A 21,617-nucleotide genomic window follows, 5' to 3' on the forward strand; every position below is an offset into this window, starting at 1 on the left:
GTTTAAAAAGTAATACTTCCACCTATTAGGTAGGTAGTTGGTCTTGGGTACATTAAATAATCTATCCCTACAGCCCTTGTTCTTACTTCCGGATCATATCCTGAATAGCCTGTTATTACAAAAAGGTTTTTTCCAGATACATAGATACGTGCCTTTTTAAGGAAATCTATATTGGTCGTATTAAAAGTGTATCCTAAACTTAAGTTATCTAACCTTAAATAGCTACCGTCTTCCAACCATCTTGAAGAATACTCAGCAGTAAATTCCCGGTTGGTTCCGTTGGTTAAGGCTGACTCCAATACATTTAATGCCGGTGCTTGTTGTGGATATGAAAACTCGGCAGCGGTATTGTTGTAAATATCATTTCCAACAACTCCCCTCATGTTTACAGACAGATCAAAGTTTTTGTAATTAAAGGTATTGTTAAACCCATAAGTGAAATCCGGATTGGGGTCACCAATAATTAATAAATCTGCTCCTTCTTCGCCATCTACATCCAAATAGGTTTCATTCCCATCAGCATCAAGTCCGGTATATTCCCTTCCATAGAATGATCCTAACGGCAGGCCGGGACGTATCATTTGAATTTCCACTTGATTTCCTACAACTCCCGAACCGTTTGAAACCCTTATTTCATCTCTTTGGAAGTTCTCGTTCGATAAGCTTTTAACTTCATTTCTGTTAAATGAAAAATTTAGATTGGAGCTCCAATTAAAATCGGGAGTGTTTATAATATCTCCGTTTAGATTGAATTCCCATCCTTTGTTTTCAACTTCACCTACGTTTGCCCATTGTGTTTCAACAACAGAAGGCGATGCAGTAGAGAATTCCAACAATAGATCTTCGGTATTTTTAATATAGTAGTCTACCGAACCCGATAAGCGTTGATTAAAGAAACCAAAATCGACACCAACATTTAACTGGCTGGTCTGTTCCCATTTAAGATCGGGGTTGGAATAGTTTGTTGGAAGTACACTCGGTACCGCTTGTCCGCCAAAAACATATACACTCGATCCGGCTATGGACAATTGTTCGCGATACAAGTTATTTGGTATTTCCTGGTTACCGGTAATTCCATATCCGATTCTAAACTTCAAGTTACTTACCTTGGTATCTTCTAAGAAACTTTCGTTGGTCATGTTGTAGGCAAGAGCTCCAGAAGGGAATGTACCCCAACGGTTGTTTTCACCAAATCTGCTCGATCCGTCCCTTCTTAAGGTAAGGGTAAGTAAATATTTGTCTTTGAATTTGTAGTTTAACCTCCCGTAATACGAAGCCAGTCTGTTAGCATCTTTAAATGATGTATTGGCTAAAGTATTTCCCGATTGAATAAGGTTCCATTTTGTGGCCGTTGATACAAATTGGTTGGCCATGGTGAATGTGTTTTCATTCTGAAACCTTTGAAATGAATACCCGGCAAGGAATGTTACATGATGATCTGCACCAAACTGCTTGTCGTAGGTCAATGTAGTTTCCATTAAGGAAGTAGTGTTCTTAAACTTGCTAATGGAAGCTCTTCCCCCTTCTGTAGCAGCAGATGGATGTGAATCAGGAGCGTTGGTAAATCTGTTTACCTGTTCGTTTGAATATCCTATATTTAACCCCAAGGTCAAGGATTCTAAAATATCGTAACTGATGTTTGCATTTCCTAAAAAGAAATCAGTTTCATTTACGTCTTCAACCTGTATCCACGAAACAGGGTTTATCCTGAGCTCTCCAATTTGATAAAAACTTCCGTCTTCATTTCTAACAGGAAGTGTTGGTGCCCATCGCAAAGCATCTTTAAGTATATTACCTCCTTCGTTATTGATGTTAGATGAGATAGCTACCTTGTCATCGTCCAGTTTTGCATAAGACATATGTACTCCGATCTTTAATTTGTCATCTAAAGCCCTGTGGGAACCGTTTAAACGACCGGTATATTTTTTTAATGCTGAAGAGAGTATTATCCCTTCTTGTTCTGAATAACCAAAGGAAGCACGAAATTTACTCGTTTCCGAACCACCGGCGAACGACAGGTTATGGTTCTGTGAAAAAGCAGCCCTGAAAATTTGGTCTTGCCAATTGGTATTAGCACCCAGGTCTGAGTATTCGGCACCAACACTTTCGGCATATTGCCGGTACTGATCGGCTGATAATACAGGAAGATTTTCCCTAACATGCCCAATACCTGCAAAAGTATCGTAGGTTACCGTTTCTCCGGTACCTTTCTTGCTTTTGGTGGTAATGATAACAACTCCATTTGCCCCTCTGGAACCATAAATGGCTGTTGCAGATGCATCTTTTAAAACATCGATGCTTTCTATATCGGAAGGGTTTATAACGTTTAGCGGATTGGGGACATCGTCTGATAAAGCCGAAGTACCTCCTTGTGGGCCAAGCTGAACATAATTATTGGCACTCCCAAACTGTAATGGAACACCATCAATTACATATAAAGGATCGTTCCCGGCAGAGATTGAGCTAATACCTCGAACCCTAACGGTTGAACCTGCACCCGGTTGTCCACTGTTTTGTACAATGTTAACTCCGGTTATTTTACCTTGAAGTATCTGTTCCGGTGCCATCGGTGGGCCATCTTCAATACTGCTAGCCTGTATAGATGATATTGCTCCGGTTACATCGCTTCTCTTCTGTGTACCATAACCAACAACGACCACTTCATCCAATTCGCTGCTGCCGAGTTGCATGACTGCATCATAGGTGTCGGTCTGGCCTACAGTTTTCTCAATCGTTTGCGAGCCAATAAAAGAAAACACTAATACTTCACCCTGTGAAGCATTTATGCTGTATTGGCCATCAAAGTCGGTACTGGTACCTCTTTGTGTTCCTTTAACGACTACGTTCACTCCGGGCATAGGAACACCGGACGGATCTGTTACCGTACCGGTAATATTCTTTTCTTGCCCGTAAATTACATTGGTGACTAAAGCCAAAAGTATTGTTTTTAGCCATAGAAAAATCTTGTTTTTCATACAGAGTTTATTTGGTTAATTTATTCCAAATGTATTTAATACTCTTACCGATACTATCCTGTGCTATGCTGCTAATAATCAGTGTGTTTTATAGATGTGAAACATGTTTTAACATCTATTAATCTGTATTTCAGGTAATTACGTTATATTCTTTTTTATGTTAAAAAAGCGATATTTTGATAAGTAAAAAGATGTTTTATTAAAAAAATGATTTTTAAATCCACTTTTTCAAGTGATATTTTAGTTTCTGAAAAAACAAAAACGCCTTATCAGTTGATAAAGCGTTTAGTGAAAATGAAGTTAACGTATTTGAATAAACAAAGTCTTTTTTGTATTTATCTAATTACTAACTAACATATAAGAACAATAGATAACCTCATTTGTGTCAAATGTATGGAAACTATTGCCCAATACTATCCTGTGCTATGCTGCTAATAACCAATGCTTTACTTTTTAGATAGAAGAAAATCAGGATTGATGATAAGATGAGTGTCTGTTTTTCTTCAAACCCAAAGATGTCAGGACGGCACAGGATACAGTAGTTTTTCAATTGCATTACTTTTAAAAAATGGATCGTCTAAGCTCAATATGTAGTATGAAGTTTTTAGAGCTAATTTTAAAGGAGACACACAAATTTATGCGGTAAAACTTAGTAAAGAAGATTAAGAAACATGTGTAAAAAACAATTTGCAGCTGTTTTATTGGGAATACTTTCTTTTATAGGATGCTCTCAGGAAGGAAATCATAAGGATGTGCTGTGGCCGGAGATCAACAAAGAACAAAAGCCATGGACGCGTTGGTGGTGGATGGGAAATGCCGTGGATTCCGCCGGAATAAAACAAAACCTGATTTCGTTCAGCAAAGCCGGATTGGGAGGTGTGGAAATACAACCGATTTATGGAGTAAAGGGTGAAGAAGACCGTTTTATAGAGCATTTATCGCCGGAATGGTTGGCCATGTTGGATTATACCATAAAAGTAGCAGATAGTTTACAGATGGGGGTGGACATGACCCTCGGAACCGGATGGCCTTATGGAGGACCTCAAGTAGAAATTGAACACGCTGCAACACGTTTGATCCATGTGAAAAAGGAATTGAAAAAAGGTGAGATTCTAAATCAATTTATAGGGGATTCTACCGTAAAAAAACTACCGCTGACTTTAAAAGGGGTTTACGCCTATGCTGATGATGGGGAATACAAAGACCTGACACAAAGACTGGGGCATAAAAAAGAAAAGTGGGAGGCAAAAGACAAAAACTATGATGTGTATTTTGTTTACGAAGCCAAAACCGGTCAGCAGGTAAAAAGAGCGGCTCCCGGGGGAAAAGGTTTTACAGTGGATCATTATTCTTCTAAAGCATGGAATGATTATATAGAACCCTACAATAAGGCACTTCCTGAACTAGATGGGACGCTCCGTTCTGTTTTTAATGATAGTTATGAGGTCTACGGAACTGATTTTTCCCCGCGTTTTTTTGAGGAATTTGAAGAAAGAAGAGGATATGACCTCAGAAAATATTTAAACCGCTTGTTTGAAAAGAAAGATGATGAAATCAGTAACAGGGTTCGAAGTGATTACAGGGAAACCTTGTCTGATTTATTATTAGAGGAATTTGACCGACCATGGACGGCTTGGGCGAACTCCAAGGGGATGAAAAGTAGGTTGCAGGCGCATGGTTCTCCGGGTAATTTGATTGATTTTTATGCCAGTGCCGATATTCCGGAATGTGAAACTTTTGGCTCGATGCCTTATGATATTCCCGGTTTTCGCAGGCTTGAAGAAAACATCAGAAAGGGAGATGCCAATCCTGTGATGCTGAAATTCTCATCTTCAGCAGGACATATTTCAGGAAAACCCTTGATTTCTTCAGAAACATTTACTTGGTTGAGGGAACATTTTAAAACAGCACTATCACAATGTAAACCGGAGGTGGAAGATCTCTTTTTAAGTGGAATCAATCATGTTTTCCTGCACGGTTCTACCTATTCTCCGGAAAGGGCAGCCTGGCCGGGTTGGAAATTCTACGCTTCGGTGAATTTTAATCAGAATAATTCCATTTGGGAAGATGCTCCAGAACTTTTTAGGTATATGGCAAATTGTCAATCGTTTTTGCAGCAGGGCAAACCGGACAACGAACTTCTACTTTATTATCCTATTCATGATACTTGGAATAAGTACCTGAAAGGGAATCTGTTTTTTCAGTTTAAAATTCATTCATTGAACGAATGGCTTTTGAACACACCGTTTTATCAACTAACACAGGATTTGATGGAAAACGGTTATAACATGGATTTTATTTCTGATCGTTTTGTGGAGCAAATTGCGCTTGAAGGCAATTCAATTGTACTCCCCGGAGAAAAATACAAAGCCTTGGTGGTGCCACAGAGTCATACCATGCCTTTGGAAACACTGAAAAAACTTACCGAACTTCAAAAGCAAGGGGCAAACATCATTTTTATGGAGGCTCCGGAAACAATACCCGGCAATTATGATGTAGAGCGTCGCAATACTGAATTAAAATCGGTTACTGAAAATATAGATCTGACTTCTAATCTGTATGAAGAACTGCAAGATGCTAATGTTATTAAAGAAGATTTAATTGATTTGGGATTGAAATATATCCGCAGGGATGTGGATGGAGAAAAAGTTTATTATATAGTAAATCACACTTTAGAAACAGTAAAAGAACTGCCTATCAATATTTCTACGGAACAAGTGACTATTTACGATCCCTTAACCGGAGAAGTGGGGAAAGCCAGGATAATAGCAAAAAACGATAAAACAGTGGTAGGAATTACCATCTTGCCCGGACAATCGTTTATACTCAAAACTGGAATTGACACAGGTGTAGGACCATGGCTGTACACTGAACCTATGGGAGAAGAATATAAAGTTGAAGGAAAATGGAAACTGAGTTTCTTAAAAGGAGGGCCATCCCTGCCATCAGATATCGAACTGAACGATTTGAAATCGTGGACAGCACTCAATGATGAAACCAAAGCCTTTTCGGGAACAGCTGTCTATGAAATCACATTCAATCTTCCTGATACAGACGCGGAATATTGGGAATTGGATTTTGGGGATGTAAGGGAAAGTGCAAAAGTGTGGGTTAATGGGGAATATGCCGGGGCTTTGTGGTCGGTTCCTTATCAACTAAAAACCAGTTTGTTTAAAAAAGGAGAAAACACCCTAAAAATACAGGTAACCAATTTACCCGCCAACAGGATTAAGGCTTTGGAGAGCAGCGGTAAGGAGTGGAAGATATTCCATGAGATCAATATGGTGAACAAAGACTACCAAAAATTTGATGCTACCCAATGGAAAGATACCCCTTCGGGTTTATTGACTCCTGTTGTAATACAACCACTTAATGTTATGAATAAGAACCAATAAACTTTAAAAATGAAAAAAATAATAGTATTTGTTTGTGTTTCTATATGGATGACAAACCTACAGGCACAAGATATTTTTAAAAAACAAGAAGTCCTTAAAAGCATGCAAAAGGCCAATACCTATTTTATGAAAAAATGGCCGGATGTGGGCAAAACCATTATCACGAATAGGGAGCGTCCCAGTAATATATGGACGCGTGGAGTGTATTATGAAGGCTTGATGGCCTTGCATGAGATTTATCCAAAGGAAGAATACTATCAGTATGCATTAGATTGGGCAAATTTCCATGAATGGGGTTTCCGCGATGGAAATACGACCCGTAATGCCGATAACTATTGCGCTGCACAAACCTATATCGACCTGTATAATTTAGAGCCTTCACCTGAAAAATTGAGAAACACCAAGGCGAATATGCAAATGTTGTTGAGTACACCTCAGGTAAACGATTGGGATTGGATCGATGCTATCCAAATGGGAATGCCGGTATTTGCCAAATTGGGCGTATTGGAGGAAGACGAGCGCTATTTTGAAAAAATGTATCAGATGTATATGTATACCAGGAATGTGGAAGGTGATAACGGTTTGTTCAACCCTGAAGATGGTTTGTGGTGGAGAGATGCTGATTTTGATCCGCCTTACAAAGAACCCAATGGAGAAGATTGCTATTGGAGCAGGGGGAATGGTTGGGTGATTGCAGCTTTAGTAAGGGTTTTATCGATTATTCCTGAATCGGCACCGCATAGGGAACAATATGTTCAAGATTTGAAGGCCATGGCCAATGCCTTGGTTCCGATTCAGCGTAAAGATGGCTTTTGGAATGTAAGCCTTCACGATGAGAATCACTACGGGGGTAAGGAAGCTACGGGGACGTCCCTGTTTGTTTATGCGATGGCTTATGGCGTGAACAACGGTATTCTGGATAAGGAAACATTTGTTCCGGTAATCAAAAAAGGCTGGGAAGCCTTGGTAAAAGACAGTTTACACGATAACGGATTTTTAGGTTGGGTGCAATCTACCGGAAAAGAACCCAAAGAAGGACAGCCTTTGTCGTATGACAAGGTTCCTGATTTTGAAGACTACGGACTGGGGTGCTTTTTATTGGCCGGAAGCGAGGTTTATAGAATGAGTTTATAATATATTTGTGATTGGAGTAAAAGTCTGTTACCGACTGTTGTGGGCGGTTTCAGGCTTTTTTGATTTTAAACCTTCGAGGTCTCAAAGACCTCGTATGTTTGACCTTTAGTTTTATAATTAAATTACAAATATTATTAAACAAAAGGGCTGGAAAGGGGTATGATTCTAGAATGCTCATAAAAAAACCTCTAAAGGTTACAGTCTTTAGAGGTCATACAGTTATAGTTTATTAGGGAGTAGGGAGGTCAACTATCGATAGACCCCATAACCCGTTGCATAAAGCTGTTGAGCGCTTCTTTTTTTGGAGTCCCTTCTTTCAAAGTTTTATTGACTTCAATTGCCCCATACATATTGGAGATCAGCTCTCCGATTACATCGAGTTCTTCGTCTTTAAGCGAAGGCAATTCAGTGAGGTTTTCTAGGGTTTCTATAGTTTCAATGACGTAATCTTCATCATTGTCCTCTATAAACTGTGTTAAATGTTTTATGACAGGTAATTTCATTATCCAATTATTTTACCGTTTCTACCAAGTCTTTCAATACCTCAAACTTGTTGGTTTGTTCCTGATTTACAAAGACTCCGCCTTTAAAAGCAGCGAAAGTGGGTAAATTATCTACATTGGCAAGTTTGCGCGACTCCGGAAATTTTTCTGCATCGGCAATCACAAATTTGATACTTTCGTTTTCTGTTGCCAGTTTTTTGAACTTAGGTTTCATAATTCTACAATTCCCACACCATGAAGCTGCATATTGCACAAGCACAGTGTCGTTACTGCTTACAAGTTCTTGTAGATTGTCCTGATCTAATTCTTGAATCATGTCTTAAATTTGATTTAAAACCCAAACTCCAAATGCATAAAACACATTTGGAATTTGGAATGTTGTTTATTGGAATTTCTCGTCTTAGTGAGCAGCAAGATATTCTGCTACGCCTTCTCTGTTAGCGTTCATGGCTTCTTTTCCTTCTTCCCAGTTAGCCGGACATACTTCACCTTTTTCCTGAACGTGGGTGTAAGCGTCGATCAAACGTAAAAATTCATTTACGTTACGTCCTAGCGGCATGTGGTTGATACCTTCGTGAACTACAGTACCTTCTTCATCTATGATGTAGGTAGCACGGTAAGTCACATTATCACCGTCAACAGTAACAACTCCGGTCTCTTCGTTATAGGTTTCGTTGCTGATATCTAAAATACCCAAAGTTGAAGCCAGGTTACGGTTGCTATCAGCCAAAATAGGATAAGTAACTCCTTCGATACCACCATTGTCTTTAGAGGTGTTCAACCAAGCGAAATGTACTTCAGGAGTATCACAAGAAGCACCGATAACGATAGTGTTACGCTTTTCAAACTCAGCCATAGCTTCCTGGAAAGCGTGTAATTCGGTTGGACAAACAAAAGTGAAATCTTTTGGGTACCAGAATAAGATCACTTTTTTCTTGTTATTTACCGCTTCTTCAAGAACGTTTAATTTAAAGGTGTCACCCATTTCGTTCATTGCGTCTACGTTTAAATCAGGGAATTTCTTTCCTATTAATGCCATTTTTAAAACTCTTTTTTAAATTAAAATAAACTTATTTTCAGTCCACGAAATTACCTAATGTTATCAACCTAACCCAATAATAACCGATTATAAAAAACTATGGATAAATAGAGAATTTAAATGGTTTAAAAAAAGAAGAATATTTATTGTTGACCTAATAATTGTAAGTATTTGTATGTGTAGGTTTTATGGTGTGTTTGAAGAAAATCATTGAAGTTTAAAGACCAAGAAAAACCTTCATTTTTTTATATCTTTTAAAGCTGAAAAAAGTTTAGATAACGTGGATTTGCAATCCATGTATGAGTAATGCTCAGCAGGTAAACTTTTTTGTGTTATCAATTCAATGATGGATCTCTTTAATCATTCTGAACATGCCTCTGTATTTTTCTTTCATCATTTCAAACTCCAATGTAAAGGTGCCGCATTTTACAAATCCTAATTTTTCATAAAATCCGATAGCGGTATCCTGGGAGTCCATAGCTTCCAACCATAAGGGAAGCGAATGTTCCTTACAAAACATCTCTTCTACCCATTTTATCAAGAGTTTACCTATTCCTTTGCCTTGTAATGAAGGGGCGAGATAGATGCGTTGAAGTTTTACCATAGCGTTCTCTGCTCCTGGCATACTTTCGTTTACAATAACCTTTAATATCCCAACGGTGTTGCTTTTATACTGAACGAAGTAATAATATGAATCCGGATTGTTTAATTCGGTTGCCATATTTTCTTTTGAGTATAATTTGTTGAGGTACCACTCGCTATTATCAAGCCATAAATGGTTGTACACAGGCGGATAGATGTCATTCATCAATTTAGACAAGCTTTCATGATCCGTTAACGATATAGGGCGTAGATTGATATCATTAGATAATTTAATCATGTTTTTTTCAGGGAGTTTTTTTAAATAGAGGTTAAGGAAATATTTTTTTGAACCGTTTCGGAAGTTCATCTACAATGTAAATTTCTTCCTTGGTAAACGGATGTGTGAATCTTAGCGAATAAGCGTGCAAGTACAACCCCTTTCCGTTTAAAATCAACCCTTTTTTACTGTACTCTTTGTCGCCCAAAATCGGATTTCCAATGCTAGACAAATGTTTACGCAATTGATGTCTTCTCCCTGTTTTAGGTTTTAATTCTACCAGATTGAGCGTGCCGAATCTTTCAGATGAAACCGATTGATGTACGGTATATCCTGATTCTGATTTCTTGTTGTCTATCGCTGAATTGATTTTTCCGTTGGAATCCATTTCACCTATGGTTACCGCATAATAGGTTTTCTCAATCTCCTTGTCTTCAAACATTTTGTTTAAAGCCCGAATACTGCTGTTTGTTTTTCCGATCAGTAAAATACCTGTCGTAGGATAATCCAAACGGTGGACAGGTTGAGGTTTTGTAGCATCGGGAAGTGTACTTGCTTTGATGTTTTGTGGTAAAGCGTTAGCAACGGTCTTAAAGCTATTCCCACTTACTAAAATACCTGCAGGCTTATGAGTGAGCGCCAAATGTTCGTCTTCAAATAACACTTGTAGCGGAAAGATAAGTTTTTTCTTGGATGGAATGACCTCCGGGATAGATAGTGTTATAGTTTCGCCTCCTTTGATATAAGTAGCTGTGCTGGCAATAGCACCATTAACAGTGATATATTGCTTCTTTAATGCTTTTTTTAGTGCTGATTTAGTTGGACAAGCCTGGAAAACACCTACCCCGTATTCCTGAAGTCGAATAGGGGAACTCAATGTTGAAACCAAATGAATTTCTGTTGAATCGGACATGCTTTTTTGCGCTTGTATTACAAGTTAGCAAAAATACATAAAGTTATAATCCGCTTAAAAAATAAGTTAGAAGCACGATATTAGAGTTAAAACTAACCTGTAATCTATTCTATTTTAAATAAAAATTAATGATTTTTCGAAGATAATTGTTTAACTTATAGGATTAAAAAGATTGTCTCATGAAGTATTTACCTTATTTTTCGTGTTTGATTTTGATTGTTGTATGCTGGAGTTGTAGTGGGACAAAAAATACCCTTGCAAATGCTCAGGATATAAGAGCCTTGGATTCACTTGTTCAACAAAAGCAATTTAAGGTGGTGAACGATTGGGCCAGTCCTATGATGACTACAGCTATGATGAGTATAAGTGGTATTTTAGGTCCGCAGAATAATATGCAGCAGGTCAATTTAATCGGAAATGCTAATTATCTGGAAATAAAAGGCGATTCGGTCAAAGCCTACCTCCCGTATTTTGGGGAGCGACAAAGGGGTGGTGGTTATAACCCTGATGGTGAGGGCATACAGTTCGATCAGATAGCTGAGGATATGGAGGTAAATTTTTTAGAAGATAAAGAATTATACCGAGTGAGGTTCAACGCCCATAACAAATCTGAATCCTTTGCAGTCATGCTGGCAATTTTTCCCAATAGAAAAACGAATCTTGTAATAAATAGCACCGATAGGAACTCCATCAGATATGAAGGGAAGCTCTCTGCACTTGAAGAAAAGTAGGTTGATTTAATTAAACTTGAGTTGATGAATAACTTAGGTTTTATTTTGATCGATCCTCTTGAAAGATACCTTTATTTTGTTCGGTAAAAATACTGAACTCATTTAAACTTTTTTTGATTTCAATCAAACTCAATGAATAGTATAATTTTCACATTATTAAATTTTTAGGGTGAAAACATCCTTCATTTAGGGGAATTTTCCTTATGATATATAATAACTATTACCATAACTTTATAGGGAAAAATCATAAAGCTGACCTTTTGAAAGCCCCTTATGACATATCATATGAGAAAGAAATTTCTTTTGACAAAAGTTATGACCGTGAAACTTCATGGCCTCAACTTAAGGATAGGCTGAAGAATATATGTGAATGTTCCAAAAATTTAATGGTTAGTCTTTTCGATGTAAAAAAGAGGACTTTTATCTGTTGTAGTGGCTCTTTTGAAACTGTTTTAGGATATACTCCATCAAAGCTTATTGATGGTGGATGGGACTTTTGGATTGATAAGATTGATTCAAGGGAAAAATCCTGTGTTAAAAAGCGGATAACTGAATTCCTCTATACCTTAAATTCAGACAGTGCAACGATATATTTAAGATATCACCTGAGATCGCTGTCGGGGAAGTGGTATTATCTAAAACATGTTATGGAGAAATATTCGGTGTGTAATAAAACACTGACCTTTAACTATATCTATGATTTTACCGAAAACGAAAGTATAAACAGATGTTTAAAAGGCAAAAACTATAAGAATCATTCGTTTTTTCTACAAGAACTGAATGTTTCATCTCGCGAATGTGAGGTATTAAAACTCATCTCAAACGGGTTGTCGTCAAAGCAAATAGCCGACAAATTGTGCATCAGCTATCACACTGCAGTTTCCCATAGAAAACACCTTATTGAAAAGTTTAAAGTTTTGAATACTGCACAGTTGGTAAAAATGGCTTCAGAGATTATCAGATTGTAATTGCGTTCGATGTAAAATCCCCAAAAATGGGGATTGATTTCATTACTTTTTTTTTAAACCTTAGGGCCATTATTTACACTTCCCCAAATTTTCATTAAGAGTTAAGATTTAGTCTGAAAAGAATTGATGGCATCTTTTTTACCAGAATTTAAAAACTATTTGTGCACTAATGATAGGTCTAGCTTTAAAATTATTGAGAGATGAGTTGAGTCATTATGTTTTCCAGAATAAAAGGCCAACAGATTCTATCCAAGAAGATGATATTATTCTTCATAATATCGCATTGATGGAAGGTGAAAACCAAGGCGATCTTGATAACAAAATTGTAATAACCCTTGTAAACACAGAAGAAGAAAGTACCTTAAAGAACAAGGGACATTCCATTAAAACGCTTAACGGCATTCAATATAAGGAACCTCCTGTTTTCCTGAACTTATATATTCTTATCTCAGCTACTATGGGGCAAGACTTGCAGGATGCCTATGAATTTGCTTTGCATAGGTTGTCATTGATTATTCAGTTTTTTCAGGCTAAAAAGCACTTCACCGTAAAAAATTCTCCTTTTACTACCATATCGGGCGATAATAGCATCCTTCAGGAGATCAAAAGCGATATAAAACTCAATGTTGAACTCTATACGCTAACCTTCGAGCAAATCAACCATTTATGGGGCTCTTTGGGAGGAAAACAAGTACCCTTTGCCATGTATAAAGTACGATTGGTTAAGATACAGGAAGATACTAAAATAGAAGCTCCGGTGATTGAAGAAATTAAAACGACCGAACAAATTATCAATAACGAATGCTAAAGTATGGGAACCAAGGTGTTTAAAAGATTATTCGAGATCCAATTACTACAGGATTATTTTCTTACCTCGGAAGATGGTATGTCTTTTTTCGATAAGAATGAAGAGGAGAAAAACGAAATCTTAAGAACCAAACTCATCTTTGGGATGTATGACATAAGGGATATGTTTTTTATAAAGCCCGTTGGGAATACAACATTAAAGTTAAACGAATATAAACTGAGATTGCATAAAACTCCTCTGGGCTTTATTGTGGGAGTTGAGGTGAATGTGGAAAACCAAGCGGGGGAAACCCTATACAAGCCGGTTTTTGGTCTGGACGAATCGATAAGCCTTAGTTTTTGTGTCAAACCAAGACTTTCGTTTTTCAAAAGTATTACAAATGTAAGTTTCACTCCCGAATTTCCTGCCATTTATTATTTCACCAATAAAGATAAAGAAGTGTTTAATGAAACCGTAGTTCCTGCTTATACATCATTACCAATTTCTGACAAAGTTATGCCTCATCAAAACGGAAAAAAATATGAAATGGGCGCCCTTGTGGATTTTGGAGGAACGATAAGGGAAGCTATACAACATACCGACGAGGCTAATCCGGCACATTGGGAAGATATTGACGATAGAAGGTTTGTGACAGAGGCCGATAGGATTTTATTGCCACATAACTTTATCTATTCTTTTAAAAAGGAAGCTAATGTAACAGAATTTGAAATAACCTTAGAAGACCTGGCAAGCACAGAAATAAAAAAAATAACAGAAACCTTCACAGATCCCATAACGAGTATACTGCTTAATTTTACCAAGGTCGATGAAAATGATGATGAATCAGATGATATTGCAGATGGGATCTATAACCTTAAAGTAAAGGTAAATGGAGGAGCGGAAGTAATTTACACTGTCTATTTGAATGATGATCTTTATCAAAAAGATAGTTTAGGTGTAATAGATATTCGTTTTGATGAATTAAACTCACCATTTAGCCTTTTAGACGCTTCCGGTTTTCTAAAAACCAAGATTGATGCATCCGATCAAAAAATTTCACATCCTGTTTTTGAGGTCAGGTTTAAAAACAGAAAGACCTATTGGAGATATAACAGGGAGGGCGATTTCTCCCCAGCTGAAATAGCGGCGACTTCAGCCTATTTACAACACCAGCCGGAAAAATTGATTTCGATAAAGCCCAGGAGCCTTACCGAAACCTTGATACCCTTTCAGAATGGGACTTCATTAATGTTACCCCATCCTAGGATGCCTTCGGTAAAAGTAGAACAAGACAAGATATATTCAGAGATCTATATTAACCAGTCGAACAGGCTGTTGAGCAATTAAAATAACACCTAAAAAATGAAATTATGAATTACAAAACACCCGGGGTTTACATAGAAGAAATTCCTAAACTCCCACCATCCATCGCACAAGTAGAGACTGCAATTCCCGCTTTTATTGGTTACACCGAAAAAGCTGTGGATGAACGAGGTATAGACTTGACGAATGAACCTAAGAGAATTACTTCTTTGTTTGACTACGAACGTTTTTTTGGTCTAGCCGCCATTGAAACAGGTCTTACAGTAAACATCCCTGGAACTGTAGATGCTCCTGGTTTAGTGAGCGTATCTGTAGAGGATCGATCTAAATACCTCATGTATTACGCCATGCAGATGTTTTTTGCCAATGGTGGAGGTCCCTGCTATGTGGTCTCCATAGGGGATTATGAAACAAGTGGAGGATTGGTAGATTCCAGTTTATTACAAGGAGGACTTGAAGAAACAGAACGAATAGATGAAATCACACTTTATGTATATCCTGATGCACAGGGAATCAACGATCAGAATAATTTTTATGGATTGTTCAAAGCAACGATGGATATGTGTAATAAGCTGAAAGATCGTTTTGCAGTGATGGATATTTGGAACGATTCTGATGCACCCAATTTACTTGCCAATGTGGAAACCATGAGATCTTCAGGTATCGGATCTGAAGAAAATACATTGAAGTATGGAGCTGCCTATTTTCCCAATGTAGAAACAACGATCGATTATTATTATGGAGGGGAAGGTGATGGTGACGCTAACGTAACGGTAACAGGAGGTTTTGATGGGACTTTAGAAGAATTAAAGTCGGCCAACAATGCCACTTATTTCGCTGTACAAAATAAACTGAGGAATTTTCCTATGGAAATGCCTCAATCACCGGGAATTGTTGGAATATATGCACGTGTTGATTCCGCACGAGGGGTTTGGAAAGCTCCGGCCAATGTTAGTATGGATTTGGTGATCAAACCTGTATTAAAAATCACAGATAGTCAACAGGAAAGTTTAAATGTTGATGTCACTGCAGGGAAGTCGGTCAATGTAATCCGATCGTTTGTAGGTAGAGGACCGGGAATTGTATGGGGTGCCCGTACGTTGGCCGGTAACAGCAATGAATGGCGTTATATCTCCGTAAGAAGATTTTTTAACATGGTTGAAGAATCGGTTAAAAAAGCAACAATACAATTTGTTTTTGAACCCAATGACCGCAATACTTGGTCGAGGGTAAAATCAATGATCGATAACTTTTTGGTACAACAGTGGAAAGCAGGTGCATTAATGGGAACTACACCAGAGCAGGCTTTTTATGTAAAAGTAGGACTCAATGAAACTATGGACGAAGTTGATATTTGGGAAGGGCGCATGATAGTTGAAATAGGTATGGCTGTTGTTAGACCTGCCGAGTTTATCATCTTGAGGTTTAGCCATAAGATGCTATCAGAATAATATATAAATAACACTAAAACATTAGACATGGCAAATATGAACGGAAAAGACTGTGGTAGCTCACATAATCCGGATACGGTGATATGTGGCAACCTCAAAGTGATAAAAACAGACAAAAAGAACACGAACAGTTCCTATAAATCAGGAAAAACACGGCAAGAGTCTATGGAAAGAGCACGGGCTTATAAAATATGCTGTCTTGAAAAAGCAGAAGAATCTCTTGATGTGTATCTGGATATAATGACCTGTATTTCCATAGGAAATTTTAAGAAGACAGAGATTATTCAAAGTAGTGTAGATGAATATATAAAAAAGGATGATGCAATTGAAAAGCTTATTAAAGAATCATCAGCACTTTTGAATGGTATGCGGGTAAAACTGGAAGAGGCAAATAATGCGGCCTGTGCAATGTCTAATTGTATTAAAAATAAGATTTTACCTAAATCGGGTGATGTCAATACCAAACCTAAGCTTGTTGAAATTGAAGAAGCATTAAAGGAAATCACCGATAAAACTAAAAAACTTGATGAAAAGGGGCAAAATGCTTTTGAATCGGTGGTGACCATTGCCGGTATACAAACATTTACCAATACAGAAAGCCTTAAAGGTTTTGCAAAATTGCTTATGGAGGCCATGAAGAAATTCAAAGACTGTGTAAATACAAACATAGAATCTACCGATGATGATGTGACATCTATTAGGGAACAATTAAATACAACAGTTGAAGAATTGGCTCAGGTTATATGTGATAAAAAAGGGTTTTTAACGCATGAAGAAGGATTGGAAGCTGTGATAAAATTTGTTTGTGAAGGTGAATGTGATGATAACTGTTTAGATCTATGTAAGGAAATAAAAGATTATTGCAATCCTGACAAGGAAGAGAAAACCTCTCGCCGAAGACGCAGAAAGAAACAATCTGCAGATCAAAACTAAGGTAGTTAATAAATCAAAAAAGTAAAAGTTATGTCAACAAAATTCTTAAATGATAGTTCCTGTTGTAAAGATGGAACAAATGACCAGCCCGAACCACAGGATTGCCTGGACAAATGGAAGGAGCAATTAGATGATGTTTGCAATCAGTATAATGAAACCGCAGCTGAGACTTCAAAGTATAAAGAAGAATATACAAACTCTCAGGCTTGGTATAAAAAACTTGAAAATTGGAATACCATCATTAAAGATACTGATGAGAAAGCCAATCAAATAGTAACCGAACTCGAATTTTTCCTCGAACAGGTAAAAATAGTTTGTGAGAATTCTGAATGTACGACAGAAGCTCTGGAGCAATTGACTTGTTTAGTAAAAACAATATTTGATTGCCTTTACACCTATAAACAGGGCGAAGAAGGACTCAAAGACAAAATCAAAGATTTCAAAGAAGCAATTGAATGCCTTTCCAATATTGATGAGGAAGACAAAGCAGAAGTGATGAAATGCATTGAAGACTATGAGCAAAAAATAACGCTCGTTTGTGAAATGCAGGATGCTATTCTTTCCAAACTTCTTGAAACGCTTAAATGCGCCCATCTTTTACATGCATATATATGTGGAGATGATGGTCTAATGTCCAAGTTAGAAGGTATTTTGGTTGATTTCAATGGCGTAGAAGAAGATGAAGACGAAGACTGCGATCCGGAAGAAGAGCAGGAAGAACAAGATGATGATACTGATCAATATCCTTGTAATGATAAAAAAGCGAAGCCTAAGCCAAAATTCCCTATAAATGAAAGCGATTACTATAAGGAAATTGAGGAGGCTCTTGAGGCAGCTAAAGAAAAAACTACTGAGCTGGAAGAACAGTGGATCGAAAGCAAGAAGATAAGTGATGGTATGTTATCGCAGAAAAACAGCTTAAAAGATGCTATAGAAACTGCAGAAGCAGCTGAAAGCGGAAAATAATTAGATAAATAGTATAAACTAAAAAATAAAGTAAAATGGCAGCAATAGGAGATTATCCATTACCAAAGTTTCATTTTAAGGTGGAATGGGGAGAGGATTTCAGGATCGGCTTTACCGAAGTAAGCGGACTTGACTTTGAAACAGAAGTTATTGAATATCGTGAAGGTAGCAATAAAAAATATAATAAGACTAAACAACCCGGTCTTACTAAGTACAGTAACATTACGCTTAAAAGAGGAACTTTTGAAGGCGATTTTGATTTCTTTACAGAATGGCAAAAAACATATTATTTCCAGGAAGGAAATGATACAGGAAGTAAGTACAGACGTTCTGTTACCATTAAACTTCTTAATGAAAACCATGAACCTATCATAACATGGATACTGGAAAATGCATGGCCAAGTAAAGTACAGTCAACAGACCTTAAAGCTGATGCGAACGAGGTGGCTATTGAAACCATGGAAATTGTTCATGAAGGATTAACCATTTTGGAAGCTAAGTAATTATGGTGTCTGACTATCAAATAGTTGGTTTTCACTTTCGGGTAGTGTTTTTAAACCTGCCAACCGAAAAGAAAGAAGTAGATGTAAAATTTCAATCGGTAACAGGGCTTGATGTTCAAATAGATAAAGAAACCATAAAAGAAGGTGGGGAAAACAGGTTTGAACACAACCTTCCGGGAAGGCGAAAATACACCCCCTTAACTTTGAAAAGGGGTATTCTTAAACCTGATGATTCCGGCTTGACAAAATGGTTTCAACAAGCGTTTCAAGATCTGATTATTAAACCTGTTGCTAAAGTAGATGTGGAATTACTCAATGAAAACCACGATATATTGATGCAGTGGGAGTTGTCCCATGTGTGGCCTGTAAGCTGGAAGGTGGGAGAACTTAATGCTGAAAGGGGAGAGGTACTTATCGAGACTCTGGAGCTAAACTATAACCGCTACAAATTGGTAAATTAAATCCATAATACCATGCCAATAGAAATCAGGGAACTTATAATCAAGGCAAAAGTTGATAATGAAGGAGCTTCCACAACCGCAAGCTCGTCAGGATCGGGAAATTCCGAAATTAATATCAATGAGATTGCAGAGCAAGTATTGAGGATAATCAAAGAAAAATCTGAGCGATAATGGGACAGGAGGGAAAATTAATAAAGGTATTGATAGAAGCTTATGACGATGAGGACTTTCAGAAAAAATCGAAAATAGATCCAAATCCTATTTCATTGCCTGTAAATCCAGAGAGCTATACAAAAAACTACAAAGTAGAACTTAATCAACAACAAGGACAGGGAAATCAGGGAACAAACCCTGATTATAAAGGAACCAAGCCCGAGGAATTGAAACTGGAATTCATTTTCGATGGCACTGAGACCATAGAAGGCTATATATATAATAGTGGGAATCATTCGGTAAAAAAGCAGATAGACATTTTTATGGATGCGGTGTATAATATGAACGGGGACATACACAGGCCTCATTTTTTGAAGGTTAAATGGGGAGATTTAACATTTCCCTGTATCCTTTCCAACCTTGATTTAAATTATACGCTATTTGATCACTGTGGTAATCCTCTTAGAGTAAAAGCTAGTGCTACATTTCTGAATTATATCGCACAAAAAGAGCGTGTAGCAAGAGAAAATAAAAAATCGCCGGACCTTACCCACGTAAGGATGGCCAAGGCTGGAGATAGATTGGATTTAATGACATCAAACATATATAATGATCCCAAATATGTGACTCAAGTTGCAAAGGCCAATGACCTGACAAGCTTCAGGCAAATACAACCCGGTAAAGAATTTATTTTTCCACCATTGGATAAAACAGCTACAACATAAATTCAAACAAATTAAAATATATATGAAAGAGAGAGAAATTCCTGTAGAAGCTACGCACAATGTTGCAACTTTTGATATACTCATTGATGGCCAATTGGTAGATCCTGGGTATCAGGTGCTTTCTATTTCCATTATTAAAGAAGTAAATAGAATCCCTTCTGCAAAAATAGTGTTTAAAGATGGCGATTCTTCCGAAGAATCATTCACTATCAGCGAAGAGGAAGGTTTTTTGCCGGGAAAATCTGTTCATATAAAAGCAGGCCGGGATAGTGAAAACAACCAGCTTTTTAAAGGCATCATAGTTAAACACGGGATCCGCGCCAAGGAGAGCGGGGAAACGGAGCTGATTATAGATTGCAGGGATGAATCCGTTAAAATGACCCTTGGTCGACATAACCATTATTATGAAAACGCCAAAGACAGTGAAATTATGGAAGAGGTCATTGGTAGATATTCGGGTTTAAGCCATGAAGTGGATGTAACAAACTTAAACCACCCCGAAATGGTACAACATCATTGCACCGACTGGGACTTTATTCTTATGCGGGCAGAAGCTAATGGAAAATTAGTGACAGTAGACGATGGAAAGATCAATATAAAATCTCCTGAAACCAATACAGATCCTGCTATTGCTGTTTTATTTGGATCAACGCTGATTGATTTTGAAGCTGAAATGGATGGACGTAATCAATGGACCACAGTTGAAGCAAAATCATGGGATTATGCCAATCAGGATATGTTCGAACATATTACAGACAATGTTCCCATAAATGAACCTGGAAATGTAGCCGGACAAGAATTATCAAACTCAATTTCACCTCAAAAGTACGAGTTAAGGCATACCGGACAAGCCATTGGGGAAGAACTTCAGGAGTGGACCAATGCCATCATGCAAAAGAGCAGGTTGTCAAAAATACAAGGTCGGGCAAAGTTTACAGGATTTGGGGAAATAAAACCCGGACAACTAATCGATTTACAAGGATTAGGGGCACGGTTTACCGGAAAGGCATTTGTGTCGGCTATAAGACAGGATATTGTCAATGGTTCTTGGTATACCCAAGCACAATTTGGATTAAGTCCGGAATGCTTTGCTCGGGAACATAAAGACATTACAGATGTATCAGCAGCAGGATTGCTCCCAGCTATTAACGGATTGCAAATAGGAAAGGTAGTACAGTTACAGGATGATCCTGAAGGAGAAAACAGGATTTTGGTGCGGTTACCTGTGATTGATAATTCAGCAAGGGGAATTTGGGCAAGGATAGCCACTTTGGATGCGGGAAATAACAGAGGATCTTTTTTCCTGCCTGAAATAGACGATGAGGTTATCGTTGGATTCTTAAATGACGATCCGCGTGATGCCGTTGTCATGGGAATGCTGAATAGTAGTGCAAAACCCGCCCCTATGGATGCAGAGGATGTAAATCATGAAAAAGCATTTGTAACCCGTTCGGGGATGAGGGTTCATTTTAACGATGATACTAAAACAATCACCATAGATACCCCTGCTGGAAATAGTATTAAACTGGATGAAGACGGTAGCGCTATCACTATCAAGGATCAAAATGATAATTCAACCACATTAAATGCTTCAGGAATAGAAATGAGTAGTCCGGGAGACATTAAGATTGATGCACAGGGAAAAGTTGATATAAGTGCCGGGATGGCTTTAACGTTAAGTGCAGCGCAAATGGCAATTTCTGCCCAATCGAGTATGGAAGTTAAAGGAGCTACAGCCAAACTTTCTTCAGACGGGATTACGGAAATTAAAGGGTCATTAGTGAATATTAATTAAAAA

Annotated in this window: 20 protein-coding genes; 14 read left to right on the plus strand and 6 right to left on the minus strand. The window is 37.7% G+C overall.

All coding sequences use genetic code 11. The features are described from left to right. Positions 1-2: 2 nt before the first annotated feature. Complete coding sequence (locus OOZ15_RS10160; RefSeq protein WP_265956292.1) at positions 3-2,975, minus strand: SusC/RagA family TonB-linked outer membrane protein; 2,973 nt, start codon at positions 2,973-2,975, stop codon at positions 3-5. A gap of 671 nt (positions 2,976-3,646) precedes the next feature. Here OOZ15_RS10160 and OOZ15_RS10165 point away from each other — a divergent pair. Then, positions 3,647-6,370 carry a glycosyl hydrolase gene (locus tag OOZ15_RS10165; RefSeq protein WP_265956293.1) on the plus strand — a complete coding sequence of 908 codons (2,724 nt, stop codon included), beginning with the start codon at positions 3,647-3,649 and terminating at the stop codon, positions 6,368-6,370. 9 nt (positions 6,371-6,379) lie between these two features. After that, positions 6,380-7,504 carry a glycoside hydrolase family 88/105 protein gene (locus OOZ15_RS10170; RefSeq protein ID WP_265956294.1) on the plus strand — a complete coding sequence of 375 codons (1,125 nt, stop codon included), beginning with the start codon at positions 6,380-6,382 and terminating at the stop codon, positions 7,502-7,504. A gap of 245 nt (positions 7,505-7,749) precedes the next feature. Here the strand turns inward: OOZ15_RS10170 and OOZ15_RS10175 are convergent, their stop codons facing one another. From OOZ15_RS10175 to OOZ15_RS10195, 5 genes are all read right to left on the minus strand, one after another. Beyond that, complete coding sequence (locus OOZ15_RS10175) at positions 7,750-8,007, minus strand: DUF6952 family protein (protein WP_265956295.1); 258 nt, start codon at positions 8,005-8,007, stop codon at positions 7,750-7,752. Positions 8,008-8,014: 7 nt separating this feature from the next. Further along, positions 8,015-8,323, minus strand: a complete 309-nt coding sequence (locus tag OOZ15_RS10180; protein ID WP_265956296.1) for a thioredoxin family protein — start codon at positions 8,321-8,323, stop codon at positions 8,015-8,017. An 84-nt stretch (positions 8,324-8,407) separates the two neighbouring features. Next, positions 8,408-9,046 carry a peroxiredoxin gene (locus OOZ15_RS10185; RefSeq protein ID WP_265956297.1) on the minus strand — a complete coding sequence of 213 codons (639 nt, stop codon included), beginning with the start codon at positions 9,044-9,046 and terminating at the stop codon, positions 8,408-8,410. A gap of 340 nt (positions 9,047-9,386) precedes the next feature. Continuing rightward, the gene (locus tag OOZ15_RS10190; RefSeq protein WP_265956298.1) at positions 9,387-9,926 is read right to left on the minus strand and encodes a GNAT family N-acetyltransferase; all 540 of its coding nucleotides are present in this window, start codon (positions 9,924-9,926) and stop codon (positions 9,387-9,389) included. A gap of 31 nt (positions 9,927-9,957) precedes the next feature. Then, positions 9,958-10,818 (minus strand): RluA family pseudouridine synthase, encoded by an 861-nt coding sequence (locus tag OOZ15_RS10195; RefSeq protein ID WP_265956299.1) that lies wholly within the window; start codon positions 10,816-10,818, stop codon positions 9,958-9,960. 179 nt (positions 10,819-10,997) lie between these two features. On the opposite strand from OOZ15_RS10195, the gene OOZ15_RS10200 reads away from it, so the two are divergent. The 12 genes from OOZ15_RS10200 to vgrG all read left to right on the plus strand — a co-directional run bounded on the left by OOZ15_RS10200 (position 10,998) and on the right by vgrG (position 21,614). After that, positions 10,998-11,549 (plus strand): DUF4251 domain-containing protein, encoded by a 552-nt coding sequence (locus tag OOZ15_RS10200; protein WP_265956300.1) that lies wholly within the window; start codon positions 10,998-11,000, stop codon positions 11,547-11,549. Positions 11,550-11,809: 260 nt separating this feature from the next. Beyond that, complete coding sequence (locus tag OOZ15_RS10205) at positions 11,810-12,517, plus strand: response regulator transcription factor (protein ID WP_265956301.1); 708 nt, start codon at positions 11,810-11,812, stop codon at positions 12,515-12,517. Positions 12,518-12,686: 169 nt separating this feature from the next. Beyond that, positions 12,687-13,325: a Pvc16 family protein gene (locus tag OOZ15_RS10210; protein WP_265956302.1), complete on the plus strand. Its 639-nt coding sequence runs from the start codon at positions 12,687-12,689 to the stop codon at positions 13,323-13,325. Positions 13,326-13,328: 3 nt separating this feature from the next. Further along, the gene (locus OOZ15_RS10215) at positions 13,329-14,651 is read left to right on the plus strand and encodes a hypothetical protein (protein WP_265956303.1); all 1,323 of its coding nucleotides are present in this window, start codon (positions 13,329-13,331) and stop codon (positions 14,649-14,651) included. Positions 14,652-14,674: 23 nt separating this feature from the next. Continuing rightward, a complete protein-coding gene (locus OOZ15_RS10220; protein WP_265956304.1) occupies positions 14,675-16,078 on the plus strand; it encodes a phage tail sheath family protein in 1,404 nt (467 codons plus the stop codon). A gap of 27 nt (positions 16,079-16,105) precedes the next feature. Further along, positions 16,106-17,011 (plus strand): hypothetical protein, encoded by a 906-nt coding sequence (locus OOZ15_RS10225; protein WP_265956305.1) that lies wholly within the window; start codon positions 16,106-16,108, stop codon positions 17,009-17,011. A 30-nt stretch (positions 17,012-17,041) separates the two neighbouring features. After that, a complete protein-coding gene (locus OOZ15_RS10230; protein WP_265956306.1) occupies positions 17,042-17,977 on the plus strand; it encodes a hypothetical protein in 936 nt (311 codons plus the stop codon). A 35-nt stretch (positions 17,978-18,012) separates the two neighbouring features. Then, complete coding sequence (locus tag OOZ15_RS10235) at positions 18,013-18,480, plus strand: phage tail protein (protein ID WP_265956307.1); 468 nt, start codon at positions 18,013-18,015, stop codon at positions 18,478-18,480. 2 nt (positions 18,481-18,482) lie between these two features. After that, positions 18,483-18,941, plus strand: a complete 459-nt coding sequence (locus tag OOZ15_RS10240) for a phage tail protein (RefSeq protein WP_265956308.1) — start codon at positions 18,483-18,485, stop codon at positions 18,939-18,941. A gap of 12 nt (positions 18,942-18,953) precedes the next feature. Continuing rightward, the gene (locus OOZ15_RS10245; protein WP_265956309.1) at positions 18,954-19,112 is read left to right on the plus strand and encodes a DUF5908 family protein; all 159 of its coding nucleotides are present in this window, start codon (positions 18,954-18,956) and stop codon (positions 19,110-19,112) included. Further along, complete coding sequence (locus tag OOZ15_RS10250; protein ID WP_265956310.1) at positions 19,112-19,819, plus strand: CIS tube protein; 708 nt, start codon at positions 19,112-19,114, stop codon at positions 19,817-19,819. Before OOZ15_RS10245 ends, OOZ15_RS10250 begins: the two co-directional genes overlap by 1 nt. A gap of 22 nt (positions 19,820-19,841) precedes the next feature. After that, entirely contained in the window at positions 19,842-21,614 is a 1,773-nt protein-coding gene (gene vgrG, locus OOZ15_RS10255) for a type VI secretion system tip protein VgrG (RefSeq protein ID WP_265956311.1), read from the plus strand. Positions 21,615-21,617 lie beyond the last annotated feature (3 nt).

The organism is Galbibacter kalidii (genome assembly GCF_026241135.1).
Lineage (GTDB): Bacteria > Bacteroidota > Bacteroidia > Flavobacteriales > Flavobacteriaceae > Galbibacter.